General features: G+C 59.2%; 13 protein-coding genes. 7 read left to right on the forward strand and 6 right to left on the reverse strand.

Going from position 1 to position 16,073, the window contains the following annotated elements; all coding sequences use genetic code 11:
- The first annotated feature begins 335 nt into the window (after positions 1 to 335).
- Positions 336 to 2,009, forward strand: coding sequence for a DEAD/DEAH box helicase (locus tag A7D21_RS17635; protein WP_053255160.1), 1,674 nt, complete (start codon positions 336 to 338; stop codon positions 2,007 to 2,009).
- A gap of 123 nt (positions 2,010 to 2,132) precedes the next feature.
- Here A7D21_RS17635 and A7D21_RS17640 read toward each other — a convergent pair whose 3' ends face one another.
- Positions 2,133 to 2,900 carry a class III extradiol ring-cleavage dioxygenase gene (locus tag A7D21_RS17640; protein WP_053255161.1) on the reverse strand — a complete coding sequence of 256 codons (768 nt, stop codon included), beginning with the start codon at positions 2,898 to 2,900 and terminating at the stop codon, positions 2,133 to 2,135.
- A gap of 103 nt (positions 2,901 to 3,003) precedes the next feature.
- Between A7D21_RS17640 and A7D21_RS17645 the strand changes: the two genes are divergently transcribed.
- Positions 3,004 to 3,660, forward strand: a complete 657-nt coding sequence (locus A7D21_RS17645; protein ID WP_053255162.1) for a thiopurine S-methyltransferase — start codon at positions 3,004 to 3,006, stop codon at positions 3,658 to 3,660.
- A gap of 54 nt (positions 3,661 to 3,714) precedes the next feature.
- Here A7D21_RS17645 and htpX read toward each other — a convergent pair whose 3' ends face one another.
- Both htpX and A7D21_RS17655 read right to left on the reverse strand, forming a co-directional pair.
- Complete coding sequence (gene htpX / locus A7D21_RS17650) at positions 3,715 to 4,602, reverse strand: protease HtpX (protein ID WP_053255163.1); 888 nt, start codon at positions 4,600 to 4,602, stop codon at positions 3,715 to 3,717.
- A gap of 304 nt (positions 4,603 to 4,906) precedes the next feature.
- Positions 4,907 to 6,118, reverse strand: a complete 1,212-nt coding sequence (locus tag A7D21_RS17655; RefSeq protein ID WP_053255164.1) for a pyridoxal phosphate-dependent aminotransferase — start codon at positions 6,116 to 6,118, stop codon at positions 4,907 to 4,909.
- Positions 6,119 to 6,320: 202 nt separating this feature from the next.
- Here A7D21_RS17655 and msrB point away from each other — a divergent pair, with 202 nt between their 5' ends.
- The 3 genes from msrB to A7D21_RS17670 all read left to right on the forward strand — a co-directional run bounded on the left by msrB (position 6,321) and on the right by A7D21_RS17670 (position 7,818).
- Positions 6,321 to 6,713: a peptide-methionine (R)-S-oxide reductase MsrB gene (gene msrB / locus A7D21_RS17660; protein ID WP_053255165.1), complete on the forward strand. Its 393-nt coding sequence runs from the start codon at positions 6,321 to 6,323 to the stop codon at positions 6,711 to 6,713.
- Between the two features lie 131 nt (positions 6,714 to 6,844).
- Positions 6,845 to 7,330: a glutathione peroxidase gene (locus tag A7D21_RS17665; RefSeq protein WP_053255166.1), complete on the forward strand. Its 486-nt coding sequence runs from the start codon at positions 6,845 to 6,847 to the stop codon at positions 7,328 to 7,330.
- Entirely contained in the window at positions 7,327 to 7,818 is a 492-nt protein-coding gene (locus A7D21_RS17670) for a MarR family winged helix-turn-helix transcriptional regulator (protein WP_069552261.1), read from the forward strand. Before A7D21_RS17665 ends, A7D21_RS17670 begins: the two co-directional genes overlap by 4 nt.
- On the opposite strand, the gene A7D21_RS17675 is transcribed toward A7D21_RS17670, so the two are convergent.
- Positions 7,772 to 10,081, reverse strand: coding sequence for a response regulator (locus A7D21_RS17675; protein WP_069552282.1), 2,310 nt, complete (start codon positions 10,079 to 10,081; stop codon positions 7,772 to 7,774). The genes A7D21_RS17670 and A7D21_RS17675 overlap by 47 nt on opposite strands.
- A 163-nt stretch (positions 10,082 to 10,244) precedes the next feature.
- Between A7D21_RS17675 and A7D21_RS17680 the strand changes: the two genes are divergently transcribed.
- Both A7D21_RS17680 and A7D21_RS17685 read left to right on the forward strand, forming a co-directional pair.
- Entirely contained in the window at positions 10,245 to 11,135 is an 891-nt protein-coding gene (locus A7D21_RS17680; protein WP_053255168.1) for an ATP-binding protein, read from the forward strand.
- Positions 11,132 to 11,614 carry a GAF domain-containing protein gene (locus tag A7D21_RS17685; protein WP_053255169.1) on the forward strand — a complete coding sequence of 161 codons (483 nt, stop codon included), beginning with the start codon at positions 11,132 to 11,134 and terminating at the stop codon, positions 11,612 to 11,614. Before A7D21_RS17680 ends, A7D21_RS17685 begins: the two co-directional genes overlap by 4 nt.
- 25 nt (positions 11,615 to 11,639) lie before the next feature.
- Here A7D21_RS17685 and A7D21_RS17690 read toward each other — a convergent pair whose 3' ends face one another.
- Entirely contained in the window at positions 11,640 to 15,275 is a 3,636-nt protein-coding gene (locus A7D21_RS17690; protein WP_053255170.1) for a transporter substrate-binding domain-containing protein, read from the reverse strand.
- Positions 15,276 to 15,283: 8 nt separating this feature from the next.
- Positions 15,284 to 15,910, reverse strand: coding sequence for a response regulator transcription factor (locus tag A7D21_RS17695; RefSeq protein WP_053255171.1), 627 nt, complete (start codon positions 15,908 to 15,910; stop codon positions 15,284 to 15,286).
- Positions 15,911 to 16,073 lie beyond the last annotated feature (163 nt).

The following is a 16,073-nucleotide window of genomic DNA, read 5'->3' on the forward strand; positions in this document are numbered from 1 at the left end:
CGGGCCTTTGAAAAATAGACCCTGGCGCGCGTATCTGCAAAGGCATTGACGCAGTGCGGTTTATCGGCGCTTTCAGATAAAAAAAGCTCCCTTTTTCAGGTATTTCCGGTATAGTGCGCGCCGGCCTTTAACCGGGCCGCGTTTAGGTAGCGCAATTCCCCGAAGTCAGCTTCGGCTGCACGTCCGCACAGCGGACTCTTCCTTGACGAATCTTTTTCATTCATTCGTTTTCGCAAATCCCCGCCGACAAAGCAGCCAGGGCGACTCTTGAGTCTCAACACGGCATGCGCAGCTTTGGAGCATGGGTCTTTGCGGATGCACTTAGAGGCAGACCCATGACCCAGGAAACCGGCGGCTTCGCCGCTTTTAATCTTAACCCGAACATTCTTGCTGCCGTCATCGCGACCGGCTACGAAGAACCTTCGGCTATTCAGCAGCAATCGATCCCAATCATCATGGCCGGCCAGGACATGATTGGCCAGGCGCAAACCGGTACCGGTAAAACCGCCGCGTTCGCCCTGCCTATTCTGCATTGCATCGATCCTGCCAAGCGCGAGCCGCAAGCCCTGATCCTGGCGCCAACCCGTGAGTTGGCGCTGCAAGTAGCAACCGCTTTTGAAACCTACGCCAAGCAAATGCCAGGCGTAACCGTTGTGGCCGTTTACGGCGGCGCGCCTATGGGCCCACAACTGAAAGCAATCCGTAACGGCGCACAGATCGTTGTCGCCACCCCGGGCCGTCTGTGCGACCACCTGCGTCGTGACGAGAAAGTGCTGTCGACCGTGAACCACCTGGTTCTGGACGAAGCTGACGAAATGTTGAAGCTGGGCTTTATGGATGACCTGGAAGTCATCTTCAAGGCGCTGCCACCGACCCGTCAGACCGTACTGTTCTCGGCGACCCTGCCACAGTCGATCCGTGCCATTGCCGAACGCCACCTGCGCGATCCGCAACACGTGAAGATCCAGACCAAGACTCAGACCGTTACCGCGATCGAACAGGCTCACCTGTTGGTTCACGCTGACCAGAAGACCTCGGCTGTATTGAGCCTGCTGGAAGTTGAAGACTTCGACGCCCTGATCATGTTCGTGCGCACCAAGCAAGCGACCCTGGACCTGGCCAGTGCCCTGGAAGCCAAAGGCTACAAAGCCGCTGCGCTGAACGGTGACATTGCCCAGAACCAACGTGAGCGCGTGATCGACTCCCTCAAGGATGGCCGTCTGGACATCGTTGTGGCGACCGACGTTGCTGCCCGTGGCCTCGACGTTCCACGTATCACCCACGTGTTCAACGTTGACATGCCGTACGACCCAGAGTCCTACGTTCACCGTATCGGCCGTACCGGCCGTGCCGGTCGCGAAGGTCGTGCACTGCTGCTGGTGACTCCACGTGAGCGCCGCATGCTGCAAGTGATCGAGCGTGTTACCGGTCAGAAAGTTGCCGAAGTCCGCCTGCCGGATGCCCAGGCCGTTCTCGATGCGCGCATCAAGAAACTGACCAACAGCTTGTCGCCGCTGGTGGCTGACGCTGAATCGACCCACGGCGAACTGCTGGACCGCCTGACTGCCGATATCGGTTGCACCCCTCGTGCCCTGGCTGCAGCTCTGCTGCGCAAAGCCACCAACGGTCAGGCCCTGACCCTGGCAGCCATCGAGAAAGAACGCCCACTGGTTCCGAACAACGCGCCACGCGGTGATCGTCCAGAGCGTACCGGTGACCGTCCAGACCGTGGTGATCGTGAGCGTCGCGCTCCGGTTCCATTGGCTGAAGGCCGTGCTCGTTGCCGTACCGCGCTGGGCGCGCGTGATGGCATCGCCGCCAAGAACCTGCTGGGCGCTATCCTCAACGAGGGTGGCCTGGCACGTGAAGCGATCGGTCGCATTCAGGTCCGTGACAGCTTCTCCCTGGTGGAGCTGCCGGAAGACGGCCTGGAAAAACTGCTGGCCAAGCTGAAAGACACGCGCGTTGCCGGTAAGCAGCTGAAGCTGCGTCGCTACCGCGAAGATTGATCCGCCCTTGGGCTGATTGATCGCACATAAAAAATCCCCGACTGGTTCGGGGATTTTTTTTGCCGGGTGTTTATTGACGACTACGCGATCAACTGTGGGAGCTGGCTTGCCTATAGATCTCTGTTAGCCGAAACGGTAGATGTCCATCCCCAGCGCGCCCATCGTGAACCCCTGGTGCGCCACGCTGAAATCGCCTCCGGCGCCACGCGCAAAGTACAACGGCAACAGGTGCTCATCGCTCGGATGGCTGCGCACGGCATGGGGCGCCTGGCGGCGATAGTCGTGCAAGGCAGCTTCGTCGTTGGCAGCGAGCTTAGCCACCACCCAATCACGGAAGTCACGTGCCCAGGGCTCGATGCTCTCGGGCCCGGCGTGCCAGTTCAGCTCGCCGAGGTTGTGGGTGATGCTGCCGGAACCGATCAACAGCACGCCTTGCTCGCGCAAGCCCGCGAGTGCGTGGCCGACTCGGGTCTGCAGGGCCGGGCCCATACGGCTGGGCAGCGAGACTTGCACGACTGGAATATCCGCAGCCGGGTACATCAGCGACAGCGGCACCCAGGTGCCGTGGTCGAAGGGCCGGCGCTCATCGATTTGTGCATCCAGGCCGTCAGCCTTGAGCAGGTCGACAATTTCACCCGCCAACTGCGGGTCGCCCGGCGCTGGGTATTGCACGGCAAACAGTTCGCGGGGGAAACCACCGAAATCGTGCCAGGTTTCCGGGGCGGCGCTGCCGCTGACCAGCAATGTTTGGCTTTCCCAGTGCGCGGACACCACCACAATCGCCTTGGGCCGTGGCAGTTCAGCCGCCAAACGCCGCAACGCCGGGCCGCTGGCGCCAGGTTGCAGGGCAAGCATGGGTGAGCCGTGGGAGATAAACAGGCTAGGGAGCATAAGTGGGGTCCTGAGCGTTAAGATGGGCCCATCTTCAATCAGATCATTGATCTAAATCTAATATAAGTTTTAGCGCCTTTTGATCGAATTTTCAGGGTGATTTATGGAGCCTAAGTTTTGGCAAGAGCGCTGGGCGCGCAACCAGATCGGTTTTCATCTGCCCGAGGTCAATCCCTACCTGCTGCGGCATTGGCCAACCCTGGGCTTGGCTGACGGAGCCAAGGTGCTGGTGCCGTTGTGTGGCAAAAGCCTGGATCTGATCTGGCTGGCGAGTCTCGAATATTCGGTGTTGGGCGTGGAGTTGTCGGAGCAGGCCGTTGAAGCCTTTTTCAGTGAGCAGTCGCTGACGCCGCATATCCGCCAGCACGGCGCGTTCAAGGTGTATCAGTCCGGGTTGATCGAGGTGTGGTGCGGTGATTTCTTTGCCCTCGACGCCAGTGCGGTCAACGATTGCACTGCGCTTTACGACCGGGCCGCGTTGATTGCGTTGCCGCCACTGATGCGGGCGCGCTATACCGAGCATCTCAATAGTCTGCTGCGGCCTGGCTGCAAGGGGCTGCTGATCACCCTCGACTATGACCAGACGCAGAAGGTCGGCCCACCGTTTGCGGTCACCGACGAAGAGGTCCGGGTGTTGCTCGGCGCCCGTTGGGATTTGGCGGTGCTGGAAGAGCGCGACATCCTGAGTGAGAGCTGGAAGGCGATGCAGGACGGCGTCACGCGCCTTGAAGAGCGTGCCTATCGGTTGGACAAGGCGTAAATCTCGGGCATAAAAAAAGGGGCGATCAGATCGCCCCTTTCTGGTTGCTGGCTATCAGCCCCGACGACGCAGCGCGTCGATGCGCTCGTCCAGCGGCGGGTGGCTCATGAACATGCGTGCAAAGCCTTGCTTGATGCCACCGTTGATGCCAAAGGCCGTCAGGCTGTCGGGCATGTGCACCGGCAGGCCCTGTTCGGAGCGCAGGTGTTGCAGCGCTGCAATCATTGCCCCGGTACCGGCCAGGCGGGCACCGGCTTCGTCTGCGCGGAATTCGCGTTTGCGCGAGAACCACATGGTGATTGCACTGGCCAGGAAGCCCAGCACCACTTCCGCGAAGATGGTCGCTACGTAGTAGGCAATGCCACGGCCTTCTTCGTTCTTGAAGATCACCTTGTCGACGAAGTTGCCGATGATCCGTGCGAAGAACATCACGAAGGTGTTCACCACGCCTTGTACCAGCGCCAGGGTGACCATGTCGCCGTTGGCTACGTGACCGATCTCGTGGGCCAGTACCGCCTTCACTTCGTCGTAGGAAAAGCGTTCCAGCATACCCTGGCTCACCGCAACGAGCGCGTCGTTCTTGTTCCAGCCGGTGGCAAAGGCGTTGGCTTCATAGGCCGGGAAGATCCCGACCTCAGGCATCTTGATTCCGGCCTCGCGGGACAATTGCTCAACGGTTTGCAGCAACCATTGTTCATGCCGGGTGCGTGGCTGGGTGATGACCTGGGTGCTGGTGCTCATCTTTGCCATCCACTTGGAGATGAACAGCGAGAACAGTGAGCCGGCAAAACCAAAGACCGCACAGAAAACCAGCAGCTGATTGAGGTTCAGATCAACCCCGTTGGCCGCCATGAACCCGTTGAAGCCGAAAAGGCTCAGGGTGATGCTGGCAATCAGCACGACCGCCAGGTTAGTGGCCAAGAACAGCAGGATGCGCATCATGGTTGTAGAGTTCTCCTCATGCTTAATATGTCGCGTACTGCGGGGTATATAAGGTGCCGCTTGGGGTGATTCAACCGAGCGACTATTTCAAACTGTGTCCTACAGCATGAATGTAGAGGCTTGAAAGGAATTTCCCACCTGAAAAGCACGCCGGGATAACCATAATCCTGCCCCGGCACCCTGTAATTACAGGGGCCTGACCGGTCCGTGGTGTGTGGCGACAGCAGAGGAGGGGGGCAGGGCAGAGAAGTGTTGCCAGATACTCGCTGTACGACCTGGCAGGGGTCGTACAGCGATAGTTGCATTACTGGCGATACGACTTCAGGAAGTTGCCGATGCGACCGATGGCCATGTCCAGGTCATCTACGCGCGGCAAGGTCACCACGCGGAAGTGATCCGGCCACGGCCAGTTGAAGGCCGTTCCCTGGACCACCAGCAGCTTTTCCGAGAGCAGCAGGTCGAGCACGAACTTCTCGTCGTTGAGGATCGGGCACACTTTCGGGTCGATTCGCGGGAAGGCGTACAGCGCGCCCATAGGTTTTACGCAGCTGACGCCCGGAATTGCGTTGAGCAATTCCCAGGTGCGGTTGCGCTGCTCCAGCAGGCGACCCTGGGGCAATATCAGGTCGTTGATGCTCTGGTAGCCACCGAGCGCTGTCTGGATCGCGTGCTGGCTCGGCACGTTGGCACACAGGCGCATGTTGGCCAGCATGTCGATGCCCTCAATGTAGCTCTGGGCGTTGTGCTTAGGGCCGGAGATGGCGACCCAGCCGGAGCGGAAACCCGCCACGCGGTAGGACTTGGACAGGCCGTTGAACGTGAGGCACAGCAGGTCCGGTGCCAGTGAACCCGTGCAAATGTGCACCGCGTCGTCGTAGAGGATCTTGTCGTAGATTTCATCGGAGAACACCACCAGGTTGTGCTGGCGCGCCAGTTCGAGCATGCCCAGCAACACTTCCTTGGAGTACACGGCGCCGGTGGGGTTGTTCGGGTTGATGATCACCAGGGCTTTGGTATTCGGAGTGATCTTGGCCTTGATGTCGGCCAGGTCCGGGAACCAGTCGGCGCCTTCATCGCACAGGTAATGCACCGGGTGGCCACCCGCCAGCGTCACGGCGGCGGTCCACAGCGGGTAGTCGGGCGCCGGCACCAGCACTTCATCGCCATTGTTGAGCAAGGCCTGCATGGACATCACGATCAGCTCGGACACGCCATTGCCCAGGTAGATGTCTTCGATGCCGACACCTTCCACCTGCTTTTGCTGGTAATACTGCATCACTGCTTTACGTGCGCTGAACAGGCCTTTGGAGTCGCTGTAGCCCTGGGCGGTCGGCAGGTTGCGGATCACGTCCTGGAGGATTTCGTCCGGCGCTTCGAAACCAAACGGCGCCGGGTTGCCAATGTTCAGCTTGAGGATGCGATGGCCTTCCTCTTCCAGGCGTTTGGCGTGCTTGAGCACTGGGCCGCGAATGTCGTAGCAGACGTTGGCGAGCTTGTTCGATTTGCTGACCTGCATGGCGATGTGATCCTGAAAATGAACGATCCAGACGGTGTGGACACTACCGTACTGCGAATCCTGCGAGGCCTGCACCCATAAATACGTTTGAATGCCGATAGCGCGGGTGCCAGACTGACGTTTTGACGAGGCGCAATCATACGTGCCGCCTGATCCATGGAAAAGACACAGATCAGGGTTTTTCAGATGCCGAGGTGTACCGATGGAAAAGTTGCAGAAAACCGTTGATGAATGGAAGGCGATGCTCGACCCAGAGCAGTACAACGTGTGCCGTCTCAAGGGCACCGAGCGACCTTTCAGCGGTAAGTACAATGGCACCAAGACAGATGGCATTTACCACTGCATTTGCTGCAATGAGCCCCTGTTCGATTCCACCACCAAATTCGATTCCGGCTGCGGCTGGCCGAGCTTCTACGCGCCGATTGCCGACAGTGCGATGATCGAGATCCGTGATGTCAGCCACGGCATGATCCGTACCGAAGTCACCTGCGCCAAGTGCGATGCACACTTGGGGCACGTGTTCCCCGATGGTCCGCCGCCGACCGGCCTGCGCTACTGCATCAATTCGGTGTGCCTGGACCTGGTGCCACGCTAAGCCGTGAGCCGCCCCCGCCAAAGGTGCGGGGGCGATCCATGACGCGGTATTAGTCGGGGCAATTCAATTGCACACAATTGAATTGCCTACTATCTTCCTGGCTCTTACCCCTTTTATTTCGAGGCGCCGCCATGAGTGACAACCTGCTGAGCATCCCGTGCACCACCATCAAGGGTGAGCAAAAGACCTTGGCCGATTTCGCCGGCAAAGCCGTTTTGGTGGTCAACACCGCCAGCAAATGTGGCTTTACCCCACAGTACAAAGGGCTGGAACAACTGTGGCAGCAGTACAAGGACCAAGGCCTGGTGGTGCTGGGATTTCCCTGCAACCAGTTTGGCAAGCAGGAGCCGGGCAACGAAGGCGCGATTTCCGAGTTCTGTGAGCTGAATTTCGGCGTCAGCTTCCCACTGTTCAAAAAGATCGACGTGAACGGCAGCGATGCCCACCCGTTGTTTGTGCAGCTAAAAAAACAGGCGCCCGGCCTGCTGGGCTCGAAGGGCATCAAGTGGAACTTCACCAAGTTCCTGATCGGTCGCGACGGTCAGGTGGTCAAGCGTTTTGCCCCGACCACCAAGCCTGAGGACTTGACCCAAGAGATCGAAGCCCTGCTCAAATGACCGACTTGCCCGCCGTGTCCCTGGCGCTCGACGACCAGCTGTGTTTCAAGCTCTATGCCGCGTCCCGCGCGGTGACGCGCGCCTACAAGCCGATGCTCGATCAGTTGGGCCTGACCTACCCGCAGTACGTGGCGATGCTGGTGCTGTGGGAGTGGCAGGACGCGACGCCGGCGCAACCCACGGTCAAAGCCCTGGGCGAGCGCTTGATGCTTGACTCCGGGACGCTGACGCCCTTGCTCAAGCGCCTGGAGCAGCTCGCGCTGGTGAAGCGTCAGCGCAGCACACGGGATGAGCGTGAGATGCACCTGAGCCTGAGTCCGGCGGGTGTGCAGTTGCGCGACCAGGCCCAGGCCTTGAAAGCCCGGCTGCTGTGCGACAGCGGCGTGGACCTGAACCAGGCCGACGCCTTGCGCGACGGCCTGGACCAGTTGCTGGCGCAGATCAAAGGCTTGTCGTGTCAGGCACCCAGAGGTCCAGCAGGGCCTTGAGTTCTTCGCGGCGGAACGGCTTGGCCAGGTAGTCATCCATCCCCGCCGCCCGACAACGCTCGCGTTCTTCCGAGAGGGCGTTGGCGGTCAAGGCGACGATAGGCAGGTCCGGCCAGCGCCCGCTGCGGCGAATCTGCCGGCTGGCTTCGTAGCCGTCCATCACGGGCATATTGCAGTCCATCAACACCATGTCGAAGCGCTGTTCTTCAAGGAGCTTGAGGGCTTCGCCGCCGTGGGCGGCCACAATGACTTCGCATCCCAGCTTGCTGAGCATGCCTTTGGCCACCAACTGATTGACCGGGTTGTCTTCCACCAACAGGATGCGCGCCCGATGGGCGAGGGGCGCACTGTCCATTTGGATCGGGTCGAGGATCAGTTGCGTGTCGCTGCGCAGGTTGCGTTGCAGAATCTGGTACAGCGCGTTGCGGCTCAGCGGGCGTGCCTGTTGCTGCAGGGGGGCAAGGGCGGCGACTTCCTCACTGGGCATGAAGTTGCCATAGGCGGTGACCAACAGAATGGGCGCGCTAATCCCCGGGCGCAGGCGGAACAGGCATTCCGGGCAATCGGTAATCAGCAGGTCGGGGGTTTGCCCGCTCAAATCATCGTCCTGGGAATAGCAGCGCGGTGCCAGCCCCCAATGGGGCAACAGCGTGGTGAGCAACTCTGTCAGGCCATTGCTGCCGCTGGTGATGACAATCACCTCACCTGCCAGGGGCGCGTACCGGGCGGCGGGCAAATGCATGGGCAGCGGCAGGTCAGCACAGAACTGGCTGCCAAAACCGACCTCCGAGCTGATACTCAGCCGGCCCTTCATGGCTTCACACAGGTTGTGGGTCAACGCCAACCCAAGTCCCGTTCCGCCAAACTGGCGTGTGATCCCCGCACCGGCCTGGGTGAAAGGCTGGAAGATCTTCACCTGCGCTTCCTGGGCAATACCGATGCCTGTGTCGCAGACCTCGATTTTTACCCGGCCATCCTGGGCGCTGAGGCGCACATCCACGCGGCCGAAGCGGGTGAACTTCAAGGCATTGGAAAGCAGGTTGCTGACGATTTGCCGCACACGCGTCGGGTCGCCTATTACCTGAGCGGGAAAGAGTGGGTCGATCAGGCAGGTTAACTCGACACTCGGCGCCGCGTTCTGCGACAGCAAGTTGGCGGTGTCTTCCACCAGGGAACCGAGATCAAACGGGATGCGCTCCAACTCCAGTTGGCCGGCGTCAAACTTCGACAGGTCGAGAATATCGTTGAGCAATTCCACCAAAACTTTGCCCGAGTCGTGGGCGATGGACAGCTGCTGGCGCTGTTCGGCGTTCAACGGGCTGTCCAGTGATAGCGCAATCATCCCCAGCAAACCATTGAGCGGCGTGCGGATCTCGTGACTCATATTGGCCAGGAACGCGGCGCGGGCCTGGGCCATGCCCAAGGCGGTCAACTTTGCCGCTTCCAGCTCATCGTTGGATTGGCTCAAGCGTTGGTTGCTGGCCTTGAGCTCCAGGGTGCGTGCGGAGACGATATCTTCCAGTTGGCCCAGGTATTCGGTGAGGCGGTCCTCGGCGTGGCGGCGCTGCTCGATTTCGGTTTCCATATTGTCGAATTGCTGGTTGGCGACGTTGACCAATACGCCGATTTCATCGTTTTCGTGACCCGGTGGGCAATCCAGGCGGGCCTGCTTGCTGGTGCTCAGTGCGCGAATAATGCGCACCAGCGGCTGGGTCAACATCACGTAAAAGAGGCCCAGCAGGATCCCGGTCAGGAGCAGGCTGCGGGCGAACCCGTTGAGCAGGGTAATCTCGGCACGGTGCAGGAAACGGCTGCCAAAGGCGTAGGTGTCCACGTCCAGGCGGAGTACGCCGAGGGAATCACTGGGCATGTGGCTCAGGAACAGCCGGTCTTCAAACTCCCGGTTGGCGCCAAACAGAAAATCGCTGACAGGCCGATAAGCACTTTCCTTGCGCGGTCGATTCACGTCGGCCAGGACCACGCCATTGTTGTCGATCAATTGCGCGCGGGTAATCGCCGGGGAATGCAGCAGGCCCAGGGTCAGTTCCTGAGCGAGTTCAGCATCGATGTTGTAGGCGATACGCGAGGCTGGGTTATGGCTGATTTCGATCAGTGAGCGTATTTCACGGTTGATCGATGCGTCTTCGCTGGCATAATCAATGCCGATTTGGATCAGGCTGAGCAAGGTTCCCAACACGAAACCTACCAGCACAGTCAATTTGGCTTGTTTATAAGACAAGCGGTGGGCGAACTTGATATCCATCGAGTGTTGAACCACTTCACGTTTCCCTTCGCCCGGCAAGCATAGCTGAACATCCACAGGCTCTGGCTTGGCCGGCATGAATCGTTTTATACGCAGCCTTGTGCGGCCTGACGCAGGGTTGCCAATACGCCATCTTTTGCAAGAACTTGCCAGAGGAATAATCGTGGATTCTCGATTGAATGCCTTTCTTGAGCGCGCCGATGCGGTACTTGCTCGCCTGGAACCGTTGTTACCTGCGCCGCGCCAAGCCATCGACTGGAACCAATGCCTCGCGGCCCGTTGGCAGCGCGAAGGCCGCAGCGGCTTTTTGCTGCCCCTGGAAGTCAGCCTGGACATGCGTTTGTCCGATCTTATCGGCGTAGACAAACAGCGTGAACAACTGGCACGTAACACCCAGCAATTTCTCGACGGGCTGCCTGCCAACCATGCGCTGCTGTGGGGCTCACGTGGCACCGGTAAATCGTCGATGGTGCGCGCTTTGCTGGCCGAGCACGCCAGGGCGGGGTTGCGCCTGATTGAAATCGAGCGCGATCACCTGGCTGATCTGCCCCGCGTAGTCGAGCAACTGCTCAAGTTGCCGCAGCGTTTTATCCTGTTTTGCGACGACCTGTCTTTCGAGGCGGGCGAGGGCGATTACCGCGTGCTCAAAAGCGTGTTGGACGGCTCCCTGGAGCAGGCGCCGGAAAACGTGTTGCTGTATGCCACCTCCAACCGTCGTCACCTGGTGCCGGAAAACCAGAGCGACAATGACAACTGGAAGCGGGTGGACGGTGAGTTGCACCCCAGTGAGGCGGTGGAAGACAAAATCGCCCTGTCCGACCGTTTTGGCCTGTGGCTGTCGTTCTACCCGTTCAGCCAGGAGCATTTTCTGGATGTGGTCGAACACTGGATCGGCGAGCTGGCCAGCAAGGCCGGTTTGCAGTGGCAGCGCGATGAAGCCCTCGACATTCTTGCCGTACGCTGGGCCACCGGGCGTGGCAATCGCAACGGCCGTTGCGCGTATCAATTCGCCCGTTATTGGGTAGGACTCAAATTGCTGGAGCGTCAACCATGATCGATTTGCAACAGGCCGGCACCGGCCTGGATGGCTATGCCCTGTTATGTGCACAACTGGAATCGCTGCTGGCCGATGAACGTGACTTTATCGCCAACAGCGCTCAGTTCTCTGCGTTCCTGTTCAACCAGTTGGACGACTTGAACTGGGCCGGCTTCTACCTCAACCGCGATGAAGAGCTGGTGCTGGGCCCGTTCCAGGGCCAGATCGCTTGTGTACGCATTCCGTTCGGTCGTGGCGTGTGCGGCGCGGCGGCGGCATCCCGGCAAACCCAGCGGATTGAGGATGTACATGCGTTCCCCGGCCATATCGCCTGTGACAGCGCCTCCAACAGCGAACTGGTGGTGCCGCTGATCAAGGATGGCGTACTGATTGGCGTGCTTGACCTGGACAGCCCGTCGCTGGCCCGTTTTAACGAGCGGGACCAGGCGGGTATCGAACAACTGGCGGCGATTTTTCTACGCTTGACCGACTGCTGATCGGGGCGCAGAGGGTTGGCCTTGGTCATGGGCTATCCAGCTTATGGAGCTGCACCTGCAGTATCCTCTCCAGCTCCAGCATGAGTTTTTCCAGGGACTTCACCTCGACCTCGATCAGGGGGCGCTCATCGCGACGCGCACAGGCATGCTCCAGTGCTTCGCATTGCGCGGCCAGGGCGCATGCCTGGACGATGCGCGCGGCGCCCTTGATCTTGTGGGCTTGCTCAATGATGTCTTGGAGCGGTGCCTGTCTGGCCATCAAGCTCAGCAGGTCCTGGCGGTCATGGCGACTGCTGTCCAACAGCTCCTCCAGCAAGCGCCGGCTTAATTGCGGATCACCCCCGGTCAGTGCCTCGAGGCAGTCGAGGTCCACCCGCAGGACCGCCGATTGAGGTCTGATTCGGGCCAGTTGCTGCTCCAGCGCGGTGAGGCTGATGGGTTTGAACAGGCAGTCGTTCATGCCCGCTTGCGCACACCGCTGTTTCTCCTCGGGTTGGGCATTGGCAGTGAAACCGAGTATCACACAGGGCTCCTGTTGCTCTCGCTGCTCATATTCACGGATTGAGCGACTCAACTCATAGCCATTCATGACGGGCATGTTGCAGTCGGCTATCACCAGGTCGAAGCGCTCCTGACGCCAGGCCAGAAACCCGGCAGCACCTTGCTGGGCCGCCGTGAACTGATGCCCCAGATAACCCAGTTGCTGACACATCAGCAAGCGATTGGCCGGGTGGTCGTCGACCACCAGTACATTGAGAACCGGCGCGGCAGCGGGCGGCTGGGACTTGAGTTCTTCCTGTACCTCGTTTGGCTGCAGGCTCGTCATCTTCAAGCAGACCTGCACTTGAGTGCCCACCATGGGCACGCTGCTCAGGCTCAGTTGCCCCCCCATCATCTCGCACAGGCTGCGACAGATCACCAACCCCAGGCCGGCGCCACTCCTGGCCAGGTGTCCGGAGTTGTCGGCCTGGGCAAAGGGTTCGAACAGACGCGATTGATCGTCCCGGCTGATGCCGATGCCCGTGTCCTCGACCACCAGTTTCATCTGGATCTCGTTCGGCAGCGGCGTGGCTTGCACCTGCACCTTGATCTTCACCTGCCCGTGCTCGGTGAATTTGATCGCGTTGCTGACCAGATTCGACAGCACCTGCTTGAAGCGCAGCGGGTCGATCAGTACGGTGGTGTCGTCCAGGTCGGTGTCGAATTCGAGCAACAGGCGCAGGGTTTTCTGGCGGGCCAAGCCATCGAACACGCGCACCACCGACTCGATCACTTCCCGTAGATTCACGCGCTCAGGCGCCAGGCTCAGGCGGCCGGACTCGATGCGCGCAATGTCGAGGATGTCGCCAATCAGCTCCAGCAAGTCCTTGGCCGAGTTGTAGGCCACCTCGATAGCCGGGCGATCAAGATGGCCTTGGTCGGCACGCTTGAGGGTCAGTTCCAACATCCCGATCACCGCATTCATCGGCGTGCGGATTTCATGGCTCATGGTCGCGAGAAAGGTGCTTTTGGCTCGGTTTGCCTCGTCGGCGCGTTCCTTGGCAGCACGCAGTTCGTCGAACAGTTGGCGCCGGTCACTGATGTCGATCCAGCCGCCGATAACGCCCTGAACTTCGCCGTCCGAGTCGCGATAGGGAAGAATCCAGTGGTAGATCGTCAGTTTCTTCCCGTGAATATGCAGGGAGCGATCGAGGATCAGCGGGTTACCTTCCGCGACCACCCGTTGGTAGTCGGCGTGGTACTGCGCCGCCTCCGACTCCAGAGCCATGTCCATTTGCACCACGCTCTTGCCAATCACTTCCTCGCGTTTGACCCCGAACACTTGCAGGTAACTGTCATTGCAGGTTTGCAGCAGGCCCTTGCGGTCGCGTACGTAAATCGGGTGCGGCGTCTCATTGACCAATGCGCGCATGAACTCGAATTGGTCGTTGAGGGCCCGTTCGGCCATCTTCCGGTGTTTGATCTGGCGGCGCATGTAGGCGTTCCAGGTCAGGGAAATCAGCAGCAACAACCCCGTACCGATGATGATTTGTGCAATCAACTCGTGGTAATTGCGCCAGTAGCTGTCGGAGGCGGGTGTGTAACCCCGCCAGCGGCTGTTGATCACGCCCATTTCGTCCGGGGAAATACTCAGCAGTGCCTTGTCCAGGATTGAACTCAGCTCGACGGCGCGGCGCGGCGTCGCCAGGGCGAAAGTCGCTGGAAGGGTGCCGATGCTGGCGCTGATCTGTAGTTTGTCCTGGAACACCTGGGAGGACAGAAAGTAGTTGGCGATGACCAATGAATTCACCGCACCGTCCACGTTGCCCTGGGCCAGCATTTCCGATGCCTTGAAGGTGTCACTGACTTCCACCAGGAGAATCCCCGGGAATTCCTGTTGCAGGATTTTTTCCAGCGGGTTTCCCATGGTGATTGCCAGGCGCTTGCCCGCCATCTGCTCCAGGCTCGAGGGGGCGTTGGGCTCCTTGCGAGTCAGCAGGACATAGGAGTTTTCCAGGTAGGGACGACTGAAACTGAGTTGGGCCTCCCGCTCGGCGCTGGGCACGATAGCGCCGATGATGTCGGCTTGGCCCGAGGTGACCCGCTCTATCATCGTGTTGACCTCGCGAATGCGCTGGATTTCGAAGCGCAAGCCCGTCCGCAGGCGAATCAGTTCCAGCAGGTCGGCGGTGATGCCGCGAAAATTGCCGTCGGCATCGAAGAACGTCAGCGGCGCGAAGGTCTCATTGACCACGACTTTGACGACCGGGTGCTCTTTCAACCAGCGTTCTTCACGTTGGGTCAGTTGCAGTTTTTTGTCGGTCAGCAGGATATCGCTGCCGGCGCTCCAGCGCTTGGCGATGCTGTCTCGCTCATTCATGGGAACGGCCGCCAGTATCGAATCGACGATGCTGAGCAGAATCTGCTGGTCCTGGCGCAGCGCAAAACTGAAACCATAGGCTTCATGCTTGCCGAAATTCGCCATGCGGACGTTCTTCAGATAGCCCTTGTTGATCATGTAATGGGTGGAGATGGTGTCCCCCAGAAACACATCCGCCTGATCAAAGGCCACTGCATTCAAGGCGTTTTGATACGAGGGGAAGGCGCGGATATCCGCCTGCGGGTACAACTTTTCCACTTCGCTCAGCGGCAGGTAATGGTAGACGAGGCTCAGGCGCAGCCCGGCCAGGCCATCGCTCAAACTGCGCGTTTCCTCTTCGCGGGTCACCAGTACCGGCTGATCTACTGCGTACGGCTGCGACAGGATGAAATTCGGGTTGGCGGCCTCAAAGCCGTTGGAGGAACCCAGCAGGTCAATTTCACCTTTTTCCAGGGCGCGAATCGAGGCTTCCCGCGTGGGGTAGCTCAATACCTTGATAGGCAGGGCCATGGCTTTGGCCAGGAGCCCGGCGTAATCGGCGGTCAGGCCTTCATAGTCGCGGCCGCTGGAGGTCAGGTCGAAGGGTGGGTAATCGGGTGCCGAGGTGCCCAGCACCAGCTCGCGTTTGTTCAGCAACCACTGGCGCTGAGCCTTGTCCAGTTGAGTATCCAGTTGAACGGTACCCGCGCGGCTCAATAAGGTGAAGTTTTCCGGACCCGGTTGTGGGGTCGCGGGCACAGTAGTGCTCAGGCACATACCGGCAATTAATACAATCAGATAGTCCTTTATACGCCTGGGCATCCGCTTTCTCACACTAGCGCGTTTCGTTTTGCCATCTCGATAAGTTCTACCAAGGATTTGGCTTTAAGTTTCTGCATCAGCCTTTTTTTGTAAGTGCTTACTGTTTTGTTACTTAGAAACATACCTTTGGCGATTTCTTTGTTGGTGCGCCCCTGTGCGAAGAGTTGCAATACCATCAGTTCCCGGTCGTTCACTGCCTTGAACAGTTCAAGTTCCAAGGCATCCTTACCGTCGGTGCCATTGCTATTCAATGCCTGGCTGGGAAAGTAATTGTAACCGGACAACACCGCGCGAATGGCGCTCAGCAGTTCGCTCAGGTCACCCTCCTTGCACACGTAGCCATCTGCGCCGGAGCGCATGCAACGCGTGGCGAACAACGTCGGACTCTGGGCGGTAAGAATCAGGGTTTTCATGGATGTGTTCATGGCGTTGAACCGGCAGAGCACTTCGAGGCCGTCCAGTTTCGGGATGCTGATATCCAGGATGATCAGGTCCGGCAGGCATTCGCGAACCATTTGGATCGCGTCACAACCGTTGTCCGTTTCACCAACGACCTTATAACCCTCGTGTTCCAACAACATACGAATCGCCAACCTGATAACGGGGTGGTCATCAATGATAAAAACTGTGTTCATAATCATATTCCATGCAAGTGCAAATAAAGCGGGCACATTAGCTCAGAAGATGAGGGAGTAGGATGAACCTAGGGGGGAGTAGATATAAAACAGGAGAATTCCTACAGAAAAAGAGGTAACTGCCTACCCTTCATTAAGGCTTTGCGCCGTCGGATCTAAGCAA

This window comes from Pseudomonas sp. AP19 (assembly GCF_001728855.1).
GTDB lineage: Bacteria > Pseudomonadota > Gammaproteobacteria > Pseudomonadales > Pseudomonadaceae > Aquipseudomonas > Aquipseudomonas fluorescens.